At 61.9% G+C, this 14,994-nt stretch carries 12 protein-coding genes; all 12 read left to right on the top strand.

From position 1 onward, the window contains the following. The first annotated feature begins 4 nt into the window (after positions 1-4). The 12 genes from uppS (at position 5) to dnaE (ending at position 14,928) form a co-directional block, all read left to right on the top strand. Positions 5-760, top strand: coding sequence for a polyprenyl diphosphate synthase (gene uppS, locus ACL9RJ_RS08860; RefSeq protein ID WP_017127122.1), 756 nt, complete (start codon positions 5-7; stop codon positions 758-760). Next, positions 760-1,572 carry a phosphatidate cytidylyltransferase gene (locus ACL9RJ_RS08855; RefSeq protein WP_177085723.1) on the top strand — a complete coding sequence of 271 codons (813 nt, stop codon included), beginning with the start codon at positions 760-762 and terminating at the stop codon, positions 1,570-1,572. The genes uppS and ACL9RJ_RS08855 overlap by 1 nt, the downstream gene beginning before the upstream one ends. Continuing rightward, the gene (gene ispC / locus ACL9RJ_RS08850) at positions 1,569-2,759 is read left to right on the top strand and encodes a 1-deoxy-D-xylulose-5-phosphate reductoisomerase (protein ID WP_103033041.1); all 1,191 of its coding nucleotides are present in this window, start codon (positions 1,569-1,571) and stop codon (positions 2,757-2,759) included. The genes ACL9RJ_RS08855 and ispC overlap by 4 nt, the downstream gene beginning before the upstream one ends. Positions 2,760-2,813: 54 nt before the next feature. Then, positions 2,814-4,166, top strand: a complete 1,353-nt coding sequence (gene rseP, locus ACL9RJ_RS08845) for a sigma E protease regulator RseP (protein WP_017127125.1) — start codon at positions 2,814-2,816, stop codon at positions 4,164-4,166. Between the two features lie 75 nt (positions 4,167-4,241). Further along, complete coding sequence (gene bamA, locus ACL9RJ_RS08840; protein WP_042935724.1) at positions 4,242-6,629, top strand: outer membrane protein assembly factor BamA; 2,388 nt, start codon at positions 4,242-4,244, stop codon at positions 6,627-6,629. A gap of 45 nt (positions 6,630-6,674) precedes the next feature. Further along, on the top strand, positions 6,675-7,178 hold the full coding sequence (locus tag ACL9RJ_RS08835) for an OmpH family outer membrane protein (RefSeq protein WP_017127127.1): 504 nt from the start codon (positions 6,675-6,677) through the stop codon (positions 7,176-7,178). 3 nt (positions 7,179-7,181) lie between these two features. Beyond that, positions 7,182-8,237, top strand: coding sequence for a UDP-3-O-(3-hydroxymyristoyl)glucosamine N-acyltransferase (gene lpxD / locus ACL9RJ_RS08830; protein ID WP_177107324.1), 1,056 nt, complete (start codon positions 7,182-7,184; stop codon positions 8,235-8,237). Between the two features lie 113 nt (positions 8,238-8,350). Continuing rightward, positions 8,351-8,791, top strand: a complete 441-nt coding sequence (gene fabZ / locus ACL9RJ_RS08825; RefSeq protein WP_017127129.1) for a 3-hydroxyacyl-ACP dehydratase FabZ — start codon at positions 8,351-8,353, stop codon at positions 8,789-8,791. Beyond that, positions 8,788-9,564 (top strand): acyl-ACP--UDP-N-acetylglucosamine O-acyltransferase, encoded by a 777-nt coding sequence (gene lpxA / locus ACL9RJ_RS08820; RefSeq protein ID WP_017127130.1) that lies wholly within the window; start codon positions 8,788-8,790, stop codon positions 9,562-9,564. Before fabZ ends, lpxA begins: the two co-directional genes overlap by 4 nt. A 2-nt stretch (positions 9,565-9,566) precedes the next feature. Next, a complete protein-coding gene (gene lpxB / locus ACL9RJ_RS08815) occupies positions 9,567-10,697 on the top strand; it encodes a lipid-A-disaccharide synthase (protein ID WP_017127131.1) in 1,131 nt (376 codons plus the stop codon). An 11-nt stretch (positions 10,698-10,708) separates the two neighbouring features. Continuing rightward, entirely contained in the window at positions 10,709-11,335 is a 627-nt protein-coding gene (rnhB, locus tag ACL9RJ_RS08810) for a ribonuclease HII (protein WP_104009863.1), read from the top strand. Between the two features lie 71 nt (positions 11,336-11,406). Continuing rightward, positions 11,407-14,928 carry a DNA polymerase III subunit alpha gene (gene dnaE / locus ACL9RJ_RS08805; protein WP_017127132.1) on the top strand — a complete coding sequence of 1,174 codons (3,522 nt, stop codon included), beginning with the start codon at positions 11,407-11,409 and terminating at the stop codon, positions 14,926-14,928. Positions 14,929-14,994 lie beyond the last annotated feature (66 nt).

The raw sequence follows: 14,994 nt of genomic DNA, 5'->3' as shown, positions 1-14,994 counted from the left end.
TTTCATGGAAAAGACCAAGCAGGCTGGGCTGTCCTCGGTACCGCGCCATGTCGCGATCATCATGGATGGTAATAATCGCTGGGCGAAGAAGCGCTTCTTGCCGGGTGTCGCCGGCCACAAGGCCGGCGTCGACGCGGTGCGGGCGGTGATCGAGGTGTGTGCCGAGGCCAAGGTCGAGGTATTGACCCTGTTCGCCTTCTCCAGTGAGAACTGGCAGCGCCCCGCCGATGAAGTCAGCGCCTTGATGGATCTGTTTTTCAAGGCGTTGCGGCGCGAGGCCAAGCGCCTCGACGACAACAACATCAGCCTGCGGATCATTGGCGACCGCTCGCGCTTCCACCCTGAACTCCAGGCAGCGATGCGCGAGGCGGAAGCAGCGACGGCGGGCAGCAATCGTTTCATTCTGCAGATCGCGGCCAACTACGGCGGACAGTGGGATATCGCCCAGGCGGCCCAGCGTCTTGCCCGCGAAGTGCAGGCCGGGCATCTGCGTCCGGACGACATCACCCCGGAGTTGCTGCAGACCTGCCTGGCAACCGGCGACCTGCCGCTGCCGGACCTGTGCATCCGTACCGGTGGCGAGCATCGCATCAGCAACTTCCTGTTGTGGCAGCTGGCATACGCCGAGCTGTATTTCTCCGACCTGTTCTGGCCGGACTTCAAACACGATGCCATGCGCAATGCGCTGGCTGATTTCGCTTCCCGCCAGCGTCGCTTCGGTAAAACGAGCGAGCAGGTCGAAGCTGGAGCCCGGGTTTAATGCTCAAGCAACGCATCATCACGGCACTTATCCTCCTGCCCATCGCCCTGTGCGGTTTTTTCCTGCTCTCGGGATCCGGTTTCGCGCTGTTCATCGGCGTGGTCGTGACCCTCGGCGCGTGGGAATGGGCGCGCCTGGCGGGCTTTGAAGCGCAGCCGGCCCGCGTGGCGTACGCCGCGCTGGTCGCGGTCCTGCTGTTCTTCATGTACATCCTGCCGAACCTGGCGCCCTGGGTGTTGGGGGCAGCGGTGCTGTGGTGGGGGCTGGCGACCTACCTGGTGCTGACCTATCCGCAGTCCAGCGGGCACTGGTCGAGCACGGCGAGCAAGCTGGTGATCGGCTTCCTGATCCTGCTGCCGGCCTGGCAGGGGCTGATCGAAATCAAGCAGCACGCTTCCGGCCAGGGGAACCTGCTGATCATGGCGGTGATGATCCTGGTCTGGGGCGCCGATATCGGTGCCTATTTTTCCGGCAGGGCCTTTGGCAAGCGCAAGCTGGCGCCTTCGGTCAGTCCGGGCAAGAGCTGGGAGGGCGTCTATGGCGGCCTGCTGCTGAGCCTGGTGATCACCGCCGTGGTCGGCCTGGTATACGGCTGGGGCTTCGGCCAGATCCTGGCGAGCCTGCTGGGCGCGGCGATCATCGTGTTCATCTCGGTGGTCGGCGACTTGACCGAAAGCATGTTCAAGCGTCAATCCGGGATCAAGGACAGCAGTAACCTGCTGCCCGGCCATGGTGGCGTGCTCGATCGTATCGACAGCCTGACCGCGGCGATCCCGATGTTCGCGGTGCTGCTGTGGATCGCCGCATCGTGAGCCGCCCACAACAGATCACCGTGCTGGGGGCTACCGGCTCCATCGGCCTGAGCACCCTGGATGTGATTGCCCGGCACCCGGAGCGCTACCAGGTATTTGCCCTGAGCGGCTTCACGCGCCTGGCCGAGCTGTTCGCGCTGTGCGTCCGCCACCGGCCGCGTTTTGCGGTGGTGCCGGAAGTTGCCGCTGCTCGCGGTCTGCAGGAGCAATTGCGCGCTGCCGGCTTGTCTACCGAGGTGCTGGTGGGTGAAGAGGGGCTATGCCAGGTTGCGGCCGACCCCGAAGTCGACACCGTGATGGCGGCCATCGTCGGGGCGGCGGGCCTGCGTCCTACCCTGGCCGCGGTCGAGGTCGGCAAGAAGATCCTGCTGGCCAATAAAGAAGCGCTGGTGATGACCGGCGCGCTGTTCATGCAGGCGGTGCGCAAGAGTGGTTCGGTACTGTTGCCGATCGACAGCGAGCACAATGCGATTTTCCAGTGCCTGCCGGGTGATTTCGCCCGTGGCCTCGGCGCGGTGGGCGTGCGGCGTATCCTGCTGACCGCTTCCGGCGGCCCGTTCCGGCAAACACCGTTGGCCGAACTGGAGCATGTCACGCCCGATCAGGCCTGCGCGCACCCGAACTGGTCCATGGGGCGCAAGATTTCCGTCGACTCCGCGAGCATGATGAACAAGGGGCTCGAACTGATCGAGGCCTGCTGGCTGTTCGATGCCCGGCCGAGCCAGGTCGAAGTGGTGATTCACCCGCAGAGCGTGATCCATTCGCTGGTCGATTACGTCGATGGCTCGGTACTCGCCCAGTTGGGCAATCCGGATATGCGCACGCCGATCGCCAATGCCCTGGCCTGGCCGGAGCGTATCGATTCCGGCGTCGCCCCGCTGGACCTGTTTTCCGTGGCCCGGCTGGACTTTCAGGCGCCGGACGAGCAGCGTTTCCCCTGCCTGCGCCTGGCGCGGGCGGCCGCCGAAGCCGGTGGCAGCGCGCCGGCGATGCTGAATGCGGCCAATGAAGTGGCTGTCGCCGCGTTTCTCGAACGGCGCATCCGTTATCCCGAGATCGCGAGTATCATCGAGGGAGTTTTGAATCTGGAACCTGTTGTTGCGGTCGATGAACTCGACGCGGTATTCGCAGCAGATGCCAAGGCACGGGCATTGACCGAACAGTGGCTGAGTCGCAACGGGCGTTGAGCCCGGTGTAGCGTACGAGCGATGCGGCACTAGATAGGATTGCGGAGAAAGCAGATGAGCGCGCTCTATATGATTGTCGGCACCCTGGTCGCCTTGGGTGTGCTGGTTACTTTCCATGAATTCGGCCATTTCTGGGTGGCGCGCCGCTGCGGCGTCAAGGTGCTGCGCTTCTCCGTGGGGTTCGGCACGCCGCTGCTGCGTTGGCATGATCGTCGTGGCACCGAGTTCGTGCTGGCGGCGATTCCCCTCGGCGGCTACGTGAAAATGCTCGACGAGCGCGAGGCGCCGGTTGCGCCGGAAGAGCTCGATCAGGCCTTCAATCGCAAGACCGTGCGCCAGCGCATCGCCATTGTCGCTGCCGGGCCGATCGCCAACTTCCTGTTGGCGATGGCGTTCTTCTGGGTGCTGGCGATGCTCGGCAGCCAGCAGGTGCGTCCGATCATCGGCGCGGTGGAGAGCGGCAGTATCGCCGCCAAGGCCGGTTTGAGCGTCGGTCAGGAAATCGTCGCCATCGATGGCGAGCCGACCACCGGCTGGTCCGCCGTCAATCTGCAGTTGGTCCGTCGCCTGGGAGAGAGCGGCACGCTGCGGTTGCAGGTGCGTGAGCAGGGCTCGACCAGCGACTCGCCGCGTGAGCTGATCCTCGATCGCTGGCTGCAGGGCGCCGACGAGCCGGATCCGATCAAATCCCTGGGGATTCGTCCCTGGCGCCCGGCGCTGCCGCCGCTGCTGGCCGAACTCGACCCGAAAGGCCCGGCCCAGGCCGCCGGCCTGAAGACCGGTGATCGCCTGCTGTCGTTGAATGGCGATGCGGTCGATGACTGGCAGCAAGTGGTGGACTGGGTCCGTGTGCGACCTGATACCAAAATTGTGCTGCATGTCGAGCGTGATGGTGCTCAAATCGACGTCCCGCTGACCCTGGCTTCCCGCGGTGAAGGCAAGTCCGCCACCGGTTACCTGGGGGCCGGTGTCAAGGCCGTGGATTGGCCGCCGGAGATGGTTCGCGAGGTCAGCTTCGGGCCTTTGGCGGCGATCGGCGAGGGGGCCAGGCGTACCTGGACCATGAGTGTCCTGACCCTGGATTCGCTGAAGAAAATGTTGTTCGGCGAGCTCTCGGTAAAAAACTTGAGTGGACCGATAACCATTGCTAAAGTGGCGGGCGCTTCGGCCCAGTCGGGCGTCGCTGATTTCCTGAATTTCCTGGCTTATCTGAGTATCAGCCTGGGGGTTCTGAATTTGTTGCCCATCCCGGTACTGGATGGGGGGCATTTGCTGTTTTATCTGATCGAGTGGGCACGTGGTCGCCCCTTGTCGGAGCGAGTACAAGGTTGGGGGATACAGATCGGTATCAGTTTGGTGGTCGGGGTGATGCTACTTGCCCTGGTCAACGATCTGGGTCGACTGTAACGCGTCGCGAAAATTGCGAATCTGCCGCATTTTGCGGCAGTTTGTTTATTGCCAGTTGGAATAAGAAAGGACTTCATGAAACGTCTGCTGCTAACTGCGGTTCTCACCGTATTGATGATCGCCGAAGTTCACGCCGAGTCCTTCACTATCTCCGATATTCGTGTCAACGGCCTCCAGCGGGTATCCGCTGGTAGCGTGTTTGGCGCGTTACCGTTGAACGTCGGGGAGCAAGCGGATGACCGTCGCCTGGTGGAATCCACTCGTGCGTTGTTCAAAACCGGTTTCTTCCAGGATATCCAGCTGGGCCGCGACGGCAACGTCCTGGTCATCACGGTCGTCGAGCGGCCTTCGGTGGCCAGCATCGATATCGAAGGCAACAAGGCAATTTCGACTGATGACCTTATGAAGGGTCTGAAGCAATCCGGCCTGGCCGAAGGCGAGATCTTCCAGCGCGCGACCCTCGAGGGTGTCCGTAACGAACTCCAACGCCAGTACGTGGCCCAGGGCCGCTACTCCGCCGAGGTCGAGACCGAAGTGGTACCGCAGCCACGCAACCGCGTCGGCCTGAAGATCAAGATCAACGAAGGCACCGTTGCCGCCATCCAGCACATCAACGTGGTGGGTAACACGGTATTCCCCGACGACGACCTGATCGACCTGTTCGAACTCAAGACCACCAACTGGTTGTCGTTCTTCAAGAACGACGACAAGTATGCCCGTGAAAAACTTTCCGGTGACTTGGAGCGTCTGCGTTCCTACTACCTGGACCGCGGCTATATCAACATGGATATTGCCTCGACCCAGGTTTCGATCACGCCGGACAAGAAAAACGTCTATATCACCGTCAACGTCACCGAAGGCCAGAAGTACAAGGTTCGCGACGTGAAGCTCAGCGGCGACCTGAAAGTGCCTGAAGACCAGGTCAAGTCGCTGTTGCTGGTCGAGAAGGGCCAGGTGTTCTCGCGCAAGCTGATGACCACCACGTCGGAACTGATCACCCGCCGCCTGGGTAACGATGGCTATACCTTTGCCAACGTCAACGGCGTACCGACGCCGCATGATGACGACCACACCGTCGATATCACCTTCGTGGTCGATCCGGGCAAGCGTGCCTACGTCAACCGTATCAACTTCCGTGGCAACACCAAGTCCGCGGACGAAGTTCTGCGTCGTGAAATGCGCCAGATGGAAGGCGGTTGGGCTTCCACCTATCTGATCGACCAGTCCAAGACCCGTCTCGAGCGCCTGGGCTTCTTCAAGGAAGTCAACGTCGAGACCCCGGCTGTTCCGGGTGTCGACGACCAGGTCGACGTGAACTACGCCGTGGAAGAACAGGCTTCGGGCTCGATCACCGCCAGCGTCGGCTTTGCCCAGAGCGCCGGTCTGATCCTGGGTGGTTCGATCACCCAGAACAACTTCCTCGGTACCGGTAACAAGGTCAGCATTGGCCTGACCCGCAGCGAATACCAGAGCCGCTACAACTTCGGCTACGTCGACCCCTACTGGACCGCCGACGGCGTCAGCCTGGGTTACAACGTGTTCTACCGCACCACCGACTACAAGGACCTCGACGTCGATGTAGCCAGCTACGCGGTAGACAGCCTGGGTGCCGGCGTCAGCGTGGGCTACCCGATCAGCGAGACTTCGCGCCTGACCTTCGGTCTGACTGCCCAGCAGGACAAGATCAAGACCGGCCTGTACACCGTGGACGAGATCTTCGACTTCGTGAACCGCGAAGGCGACAGCTACCTGAACTTCAAGGCATCGGCTGGCTGGTCGGAATCGACCCTGAACAAGGGCGTCCTGGCGACCCGTGGTCATTCCCAGAGCCTGACCCTGGAAGCCACTACGCCGGGCAGCGACCTGTCGTTCTTCAAGCTCGACTACCGCGGCCAGGTGTTCACACCGCTGACCGACAACTACACCATGCGTTTCCATACCGAACTGGGTTATGGCGACGGCTACGGTTCGACGAACGGTCTGCCGTTCTACGAGAACTACTATGCAGGTGGTTTCAACTCGGTTCGCGGCTTCAAGGACAGTACTCTGGGGCCTCGTGGCACGCCTAGCCGTGGTGTTGGCGTGACCGGCAACGTCGGTACCATTGCCGACTCGGACAACGATCCGCTGCCGTTCGGTGGTAACGTGCTGATCCAGGGTGGTGCTGAACTGCTGTTCCCGCTGCCGTTCGTGAAGGACCAGCGTTCCCTGCGCACCTCGGTATTCTGGGACGTGGGTAACGTGTTCGACTCCAAGTGCGATCAGGTCAAGAACACCAACGGCACGTCTTCGCAGACGCAGTGCAACGATATCAGCCTCACCAACCTCGCCAGCTCCGTGGGCGTGGGTGTGACCTGGGTTACCGCGCTCGGTCCGTTGAGTTTTGCCTTGGCCATGCCAATCAAGAAACCGGATAACGCCGAAACTCAGGTGTTCCAATTCTCCCTCGGCCAGACGTTCTAACGGTCTGACCCAAGATAACGACAATGGATTTTGTAGGAGTTTATCGTGCGTAAGTTGACTCAACTGGTGCTGCTGGCGACTGTTCTGGTAGCGACCCCGGCATTTGCCGAAATGAAGATCGCGGTCCTGAACTACCAGATGGCCCTGCTGGAATCCGACGCGGCGAAGAAATACGCCGTGGATGCCGAGAAGAAGTTCGGCCCGCAACTGACCAAGCTGAAAACCCTGGAAAGCAGTGCCAAGGGCATCCAGGACCGTCTGGTCAGCGGTGGCGACAAGATGCAGCAAGGCGAGCGTGAACGTCTTGAGCTGGAATTCAAGCAGAAGGCCCGTGACTTCCAGTTCCAGTCCAAGGAGCTGAACGAAGCCAAGGCTGTTGCCGACCGTGAAATGCTCAAGCAGTTGAAGCCGAAACTGGACAGCGCGGTAGAAGAAGTCATCAAGAAAGGTGCCTTTGACCTGGTGTTCGAGCGTGGTGCAGTGATCGATGTCAAACCTCAGTACGACATCACTCGCCAGGTTATCGAGCGCATGAACCAGCTGAAGTAATCCATGACCGCGACTATCAAGCTCGGCCAATTGGCCGAGATCCTCGGCGCCACCCTGCGTGGCGACCCGGAGAAGGAAATCACTGGGCTGGCCACCTTGCAGGAGGCTGGCCCAGCTCAGTTGAGCTTTCTGGCAAATCCCCAATACCGTAAATACCTGACAGATTGCCAGGCCGGTGCCGTGTTGCTCAAGGCTGCCGATGCCGAGACGTATGCCGGGGATTCGCTGGTGGTGCCTGATCCGTACATGGCGTATGCGCGCATTTCGCACCAGTTTGATCCAAAGCCCAAGGCGCCAGCGGGAATCCACCCCAGCGCTGTGGTGGCGGCGGATGCGTTCGTCGATCCGAGGGCGAGTATCGGTGCCTTCGTGGTTATCGAAAGCGGCGCGCGCATTGGTGCGGGTGTCACCATCGGCGCGCAGTGCTTTATCGGCGCTCGTTGCGAGATCGGTGAGGGTGGCTGGCTCGCGCCACGCGTGACGCTCTACCACGATGTACGTATCGGCAAACGCGTGGTGATCCAGTCCGGTGCCGTGCTGGGCGGGGAAGGTTTCGGCTTTGCCAACCAGAAGGGCGTCTGGCACAAGATCGCCCAGATCGGCGGCGTGCTGGTCGGTGACGATGTGGAAATCGGCGTGAATACCGCCATTGATCGTGGGGCCCTGGCCGATACGATCATCGGTAACGGGGTCAAGCTCGACAACCAGATCCAGATCGCCCATAACGTCCAGGTGGGTGATCACACCGCAATGGCGGCCTGCTGCGGCATTTCCGGCAGCACCAAGATCGGCAAGCACTGCATGCTCGCCGGTGGCGTCGGCCTCGTGGGGCATATCGAGATTTGCGATAACGTTTTCCTGACCGGAATGACCATGGTGACCCACTCGATCACCGAGCCGGGCTCCTATTCTTCCGGTACGGCCATGCAGCCGGCAGCCGAATGGCGCAAGAGCGCGGCGCGTATTCGCCAGCTCGACGACATCGCGCGGCGACTGCGACAGCTGGAAAAACGTGTCGGGGACGTGACCCCGGACGCGGACGCTTCATCTGAAGGCTGATACCATTTCCATATCAAGTAGTCGCCAGGTCTGTACGAAAGCTGCCTTCTTGATTTGCTAGAGGAGCGCGCCCGCAGCGTGCTCCCCATCTTTACTACAGGCTTCCCCACGAAATGATGGACATCAACGAGATTCGCGAATACCTGCCTCACCGTTACCCGTTCCTGCTGGTGGACCGGGTGGTGGAACTGGATGTCGAGGCCAAGCGCATTCGTGCCTACAAGAATGTCAGCATCAACGAGCCTTTCTTCAACGGTCACTTCCCGGCGCATCCGATCATGCCGGGTGTCCTGATCATTGAAGCCATGGCCCAGGCTGCCGGCATCCTTGGTTTCAAGATCCTGGACGTGAAGCCTGCCGATGGCACCCTTTACTATTTCGTCGGTTCCGACAAGCTGCGCTTCCGCCAGCCGGTCAAGCCGGGTGATCAGTTGATCCTCGAAGCCACCTTCATCAGCTGCAAGCGCAAGATCTGGAAGTTCGAGTGCCAGGCTTCGGTTGACGGCAAGCCAGTATGCTCGGCCGAGATCATCTGTGCGGAACAGGCGGTATGAGTTTGATTGACCCTCGCGCAATCATCGATCCGACGGCCGTGCTGGCCGACGGCGTTGAGGTCGGCCCCTGGTCGATCGTCGGCGCAGGTGTGGAAATCGGCGAGGGAACAGTGATCGGGCCGCATGTGATCCTCAAGGGCTCGACCCGGATCGGCAAGCACAATCACATCTACCAGTTTTCCTCGGTAGGTGAGGATACCCCTGATCTCAAGTACAAGGGCGAGGACACCCGCCTGGTGATCGGTGATCACAACATCATCCGCGAAGGCGTGACGATCCACCGTGGCACGGTCCAGGATCGCTCGGAAACCACGCTGGGCGACCACAACCTGATCATGGCCTATGCCCATATCGGCCATGACAGCGTGATCGGCAACCATTGCATCCTGGTCAACAACACCGCGCTGGCCGGCCATGTGCACGTGGATGACTGGGCGATCCTGTCCGGCTATACCCTGGTACACCAGTTTTGCCATATCGGTGCCCACAGCTTCTCCGGCATGGGCACCGCCATCGGCAAGGACGTTCCGGCCTACGTCACGGTGTTCGGCAACCCCGCCGAAGCCCGCAGCATGAACTTCGAAGGCATGCGTCGCCGGGGCTTCAGCGAGGAAGTGATCCATGCGCTGCGCCGGGCCTACAAGGTGGTGTATCGCCAGGGCCTGACCGTGGACCAGGCGATTGCCGAACTGGCCGAGCCTGCCGCGCAGTACCCTGAAGTGGCAGTGTTTCTCGAATCGATCCAGTCCTCGACCCGCGGCATCACCCGCTGATCATGGCCAGCCTGCGTATTGCGCTGGTCGCCGGTGAAGCGTCCGGCGATATTCTCGGCTCCGGTCTGATGCGTGCCCTCAAGGCCCGGTATCCCGCTGTCGAATTTATCGGCGTGGGTGGGCCGTTGATGGAGGCGCAGGGGCTGGTTTCCTATTTCCCCATGGAACGCCTTTCGGTCATGGGGCTGGTCGAGGTGCTCGGCCGCCTGCCTGAGCTGCTCAAGCGGCGCAAGAATCTGATCCAGACGCTGATTGCCGAGAAACCGGACGTCTTTATCGGCATCGACGCCCCGGACTTCACCCTCAATATCGAACTCAAGCTGCGGCGTGCCGGGATCAAGACCGTGCACTACGTCAGCCCGTCGGTCTGGGCCTGGCGTCAGAAGCGGGTACTGAAGATCCGTGAAGGCTGTGATCTGATGCTGACGCTGTTGCCGTTCGAGGCGCGTTTCTACGAAGAGAAGGGCGTACCGGTGCGGTTTGTCGGGCACACACTGGCCGATACCATTCCGCTGCAGGCTGACCGGGCGGCCGCACGTGCCGAACTGGGCCTGCCGGACGGCCCGTTGGTGGCCTTGATGCCGGGCAGTCGCGGCGGCGAAGTCGGACGCCTGGGCGGCCTGTTCCTGGATACGGCGCAGCGTCTGCAGGCGATGCATCCCGGCATCCGTTTTGTCATGCCTTGCGCCAGTCCGCAGCGCCGCAGCCAGATCGAGGCCTTGCTGGTTGGGCGCGACCTGCCGCTGACCCTGCTCGACGGACAGTCCCACAAAGCCCTGGCGGCCTGTGACGCGGTGCTGATCGCCTCCGGTACGGCCACCCTCGAGGCCTTGCTCTACAAGCGCCCGATGGTGGTCGCCTACCGCCTGGCGCCGCTGACCTTCTGGATTCTCAAGCGCCTGGTGAAGAGCCCCTATATCTCCCTGCCCAACCTGCTGGCCCAGCGTTTGCTGGTGCCCGAGTTGTTGCAGGATGACGCCACGCCCGAAGCGCTGGCCAGGACCCTGTCGCCGTTGATCGAGGATGGCAGGGAGCAGACCCGCAGTTTCGACGAGATCCACCGGACCCTGCGCCTGGATGCCTCGAACCAGGCCGCCGACGCGGTCCTGACGTTGATCGGAAAGCCCGTATGAGTAACGTGAAGATGCAGATGGGGCTGGACTTCAGCCTGGTGGCCGATGCCGGGGAACTGGTGGCCGGCGTCGACGAAGTCGGTCGCGGCCCGCTTTGCGGTGCGGTGGTCACGGCGGCGGTGATCCTCGATCCCAAGCGGCCGATTCTCGGGCTGAACGACTCGAAGAAGCTGACCGAGGCCCGCCGCGAAAAGCTGTACGACGAAATCCGCGAAAAAGCCCTGAGCTGGTGTATCGCCCGGGCCGAGGTCGAGGAAATCGATGAACTGAATATCCTCCATGCGACCATGCTCGCGATGCAACGGGCGGTCGCGGGCCTGCATATCCAGCCCAGGCTGGCAATGATCGACGGCAACCGCTGCCCGAAACTGCCGATGCCGGCGGAAGCGGTGGTCAAGGGTGACAGCAAGGTGCCGGCGATTGCCGCGGCGTCGATCCTGGCCAAGGTCAGCCGTGATCGTGAAATGGCGGTTTTCGAATCGATCTATCCCGGCTACGGCATCGGCGGCCACAAGGGCTATCCGACGCCGGTGCACCTGGAAGCCCTGAACCGCCTGGGGCCGACCCCGATTCACCGGCGCTCGTTCGCGCCCGTGCGGCTGGCCTGGGAAGCCCGTGAGGGGCTTGTCGAGCTTTAGTCTGCTGATGTTTTAGCCAAGGCCCGGTACAATCCGGGCCTTGTCGTTTTTCATGCTTCTACAGGATCACTATGCCGGCTTCATTCGTTCACCTGCGCCTGCACACTGAATACTCCCTGGTCGACGGCCTGGTGCGGATCAAGCCGCTGGTCAAGGCCCTGGCCGGCCTGAACATGCCCGCCGTGGCGGTGACCGACCAGAACAACATGTGTTCCCTGGTCAAGTTCTACAAGACCGCCATGGGCGCCGGGATCAAGCCGATCTGCGGCGCCGACCTGTGGCTGTCGAACAAGGACCCCGATGCGCCGTTGAGCCGCATCAGCCTGCTGGCGATGAACCCCCTGGGTTATCGCAACCTGACCGAGCTGATCTCCCGTGGTTTCATCGACGGTCAGCGCAACGGCATGATCATCATCGAGCGCGAATGGGTCGCCGAGGCCAATGAAGGCCTGATCATGCTGTCGGCGGCGAAGGAGGGCGAGATCGGCATGGCCCTGCTCGGCGATAACGCCGCGGAAGCCGAAACCCTGGCGCGTGAGTGGATGGCGGTGTTCCCGGACCGCTTCTACCTGGAGATCCAGCGGACCAATCGCCCCAACGACGAAGAACAACTGCACGGTGCCGTGGCCCTGGCCGAGAAGCTGGGCGCGCCGCTGGTGGCGACCAACGATGTGCGTTTCATCAAGCAGGAAGACTTCGAGGCCCACGAAACCCGCGTCTGCATCGGTGAGGGCCGGGCCCTCGACGATCCGCGTCGCTCGAAGAACTACAGCGACCAGCAGTACCTGAAAAGCGCCGAGGAAATGGCCGAGCTGTTCAGCGATCTGCCCGACGCCCTGGAAAACACCGTCGAGATCGCCAAGCGCTGCAATATCGAAGTGAAGCTGGGCAAGCACTTCCTGCCCAACTTCCCGATTCCCGATGGCATGACCATCGACGAGTATTTCCGCAAGGTGTCGTTCGACGGTCTCGAAGAGCGCCTGGCGGTCCTGCTGCCCAGGGAGACCACCGAAGACTACGAGGCCAGGCGCCAGGTCTATGTCGACCGGCTGAATTTCGAGCTGGATATCATCATCCAGATGGGGTTCCCCGGTTACTTCCTGATCGTTATGGACTTTATCCAGTGGGCCAAGAACAACGGCGTGCCGGTCGGTCCCGGCCGGGGGTCGGGTGCCGGTTCCCTGGTGGCCTACGTGCAGAAGATCACCGACCTCGACCCGCTGGAATATGACCTGCTGTTCGAACGTTTCCTCAACCCGGAACGGGTTTCCATGCCCGACTTCGACGTCGACTTCTGCATGGACGGCCGCGACCGGGTGATCGACTATGTGGCCGAGAAATACGGCCGCAACGCGGTGAGCCAGATCATCACCTTCGGTTCCATGGCCGCCAAGGCGGTGGTGCGTGACGTGGCGCGGGTGCAGGGCAAGTCCTATGGCCTGGCGGACCGCCTGTCGAAGATGATCCCCTTCGAAGTCGGCATGACCCTGGAAAAAGCCTACGAGCAGGAAGAAATCCTGCGCGACTTCATCAAGGTCGATGAAGAAGCGGCGGAAATCTGGGAGATGGCGCGCAAGCTCGAAGGCGTGGTGCGTAACGTCGGTAAGCACGCCGGTGGCGTGGTGATCGCGCCGACCAAGCTGACCGACTTCTCGCCGATCTATTGCGACGAAGAAGGCGATGGCCTGGTAACCCAGTTCGACAAGGACGACGTCGAGGCCGCCGGCCTGGTGAAGTTCGACTTCCTCGGCCTGCGGACCCTGACGATCATCGACTGGGCGCTGAAGACCATCAACCGCGACCGCGCCAAGGTCAACGAGCCGCCGCTGGATATCGCCTTCATCCCGCTGGATGACAAACCGACCTATAGCCTGTTGCAGAAGGCCGAGACCACCGCGGTATTCCAGCTTGAATCCCGCGGCATGAAGGAGCTGATCAAGAAGCTCAAGCCCGACTGCCTGGAAGACCTTATCGCCCTGGTGGCCCTGTTCCGTCCGGGCCCGTTGCAGTCCGGCATGGTGGACGACTTCATCAACCGCAAGCACGGCCGCGCCGAGCTGGCGTATCCGCATTCCGACTACCAGTACGAAGGCCTCAAGCCGGTGCTGGCGCCGACCTACGGCATCATCCTGTACCAGGAACAGGTGATGCAGATTGCCCAGGTCATGGCCGGCTACACCCTCGGCGGCGCGGACATGCTGCGTCGAGCCATGGGCAAGAAGAAACCCGAGGAAATGGCCAAGCAGCGCGGCGGTTTCATCGAGGGTTGCGCGACCAACAATATCGACCCGGACCTGGCCGGTAACATCTTCGACCTGGTGGAGAAGTTCGCCGGTTACGGCTTCAACAAATCCCACTCTGCCGCCTACGGCCTGGTGTCGTACCAGACCGCGTGGCTGAAGGCCCATTACCCGGCGCCGTTCATGGCCGCGGTACTCTCGGCGGATATGCACAACACCGACAAGGTCGTGACCTTGATCGAGGAAGTGCGGACCATGAAGCTGCGCCTCGACGCACCGGACGTGAACACCTCGGAGTTCAAGTTCACGGTGAACGACGAAGGCCGGATCATCTATGGCCTCGGCGCCATCAAGGGCGTTGGCGAAGGCCCGGTGGAAGCGATTACCGAAGCGCGCCAGGCGGGACCGTTCGAGGACCTGTTCGATTTCTGCGCCCGGGTCGACCTCAAGCGCATCAACAAGCGCACCCTCGACGGCCTGATCCGCAGCGGTGCGCTGGATCGTCTCGGACCGTATTTCTACGACGAACCCAAGCCGTACCAGGCCAATATCGACCGTAACCGCGCAGTCCTGCTGGCGGCGATGGAAGAAGCGATCAAGGCCGCCGAACAGACCGCGCGTACCCACGACAGCGGCCACGCCGACCTGTTTGGCGGCTTGTTCGTCGAGGAGGACGCGGATGTCTACGGCAATCACCGCAAGGCCAAGGAGCTGACCCTCAAGGAGCGCCTGAAAGGCGAGAAGGACACCCTCGGCCTGTACCTGACCGGTCACCCGATCGACGAGTACGAAGGCGAGATCCGCCGTTTCGCCCGCCAGCGCATCATCGACCTGAAGCCGGCCCGGGATACCCAGACCGTGGCGGGGATGATCATCAACCTGCGGGTGATGAAAAACAAAAAAGGCGACAAGATGGGCTTTATCACCCTCGACGACCGCTCGGCGCGAATCGAGGCGTCATTGTTCGCCGATGCCTTCATGTCGGCCCAGTCGCTGTTGCAGACCGACGCGATGGTGGTGGTCGAGGGCGAGGTCAGCAACGATGACTTCTCCGGGGGCCTGCGCCTGCGGGTCAAGCGGGTGATGAGCATGGAAGATGCCCGGACCAACCTGGCCGAAAGCCTGCGCCTGAAGGTGCAGAGCGCCGCGCTCAAGGGCGATGAGCTACGCTGGCTGGGCGAGTTGTTCAAGAAGCACCGGGGCGCCTGCCCGATCACCATGGAGTACACCGGCCAGGATGCCAAGGCCCTGCTGCAGCTCGGTGACGGCTGGAAGATCGACCCGGCGGACAGTCTGATTCAGGCATTGCGTGACCAGTTCGGGCGAGACAACGTCTTTCTCCAATACCGTTGAGGTGGTGGTGCCATGAATGCGCCCCGACCTTGAACTTACTTTTAATCTCGACCTGAGCGCGCCATA

The organism is Pseudomonas sp. Mn2068 (assembly GCF_049319725.1).
Lineage (GTDB): Bacteria > Pseudomonadota > Gammaproteobacteria > Pseudomonadales > Pseudomonadaceae > Aquipseudomonas > Aquipseudomonas gingeri.
Note: the sequence above shows the minus strand (reverse complement) of the source record. Positions and strands in the feature narration are given on the sequence as shown.

What these genes read in the sequence shown, in the direction of transcription:
- uppS (WP_017127122.1), top strand. Translation starts at nt 5, where the DNA reads ATGGAAAAGACCAAGCAGGCTGGGCTGTCCTCGGTACCGCGCCATGTC.
- ACL9RJ_RS08855 (WP_177085723.1), top strand. Translation starts at nt 760, where the DNA reads ATGCTCAAGCAACGCATCATCACGGCACTTATCCTCCTGCCCATCGCC.
- rseP (WP_017127125.1), top strand. Translation starts at nt 2,814, where the DNA reads ATGAGCGCGCTCTATATGATTGTCGGCACCCTGGTCGCCTTGGGTGTG.
- bamA (WP_042935724.1), top strand. Translation starts at nt 4,242, where the DNA reads ATGAAACGTCTGCTGCTAACTGCGGTTCTCACCGTATTGATGATCGCC.
- lpxD (WP_177107324.1), top strand. Translation starts at nt 7,182, where the DNA reads ATGACCGCGACTATCAAGCTCGGCCAATTGGCCGAGATCCTCGGCGCC.
- fabZ (WP_017127129.1), top strand. Translation starts at nt 8,351, where the DNA reads ATGATGGACATCAACGAGATTCGCGAATACCTGCCTCACCGTTACCCG.
- lpxA (WP_017127130.1), top strand. Translation starts at nt 8,788, where the DNA reads ATGAGTTTGATTGACCCTCGCGCAATCATCGATCCGACGGCCGTGCTG.
- lpxB (WP_017127131.1), top strand. Translation starts at nt 9,567, where the DNA reads ATGGCCAGCCTGCGTATTGCGCTGGTCGCCGGTGAAGCGTCCGGCGAT.
- rnhB (WP_104009863.1), top strand. Translation starts at nt 10,709, where the DNA reads ATGCAGATGGGGCTGGACTTCAGCCTGGTGGCCGATGCCGGGGAACTG.
- dnaE (WP_017127132.1), top strand. Translation starts at nt 11,407, where the DNA reads ATGCCGGCTTCATTCGTTCACCTGCGCCTGCACACTGAATACTCCCTG.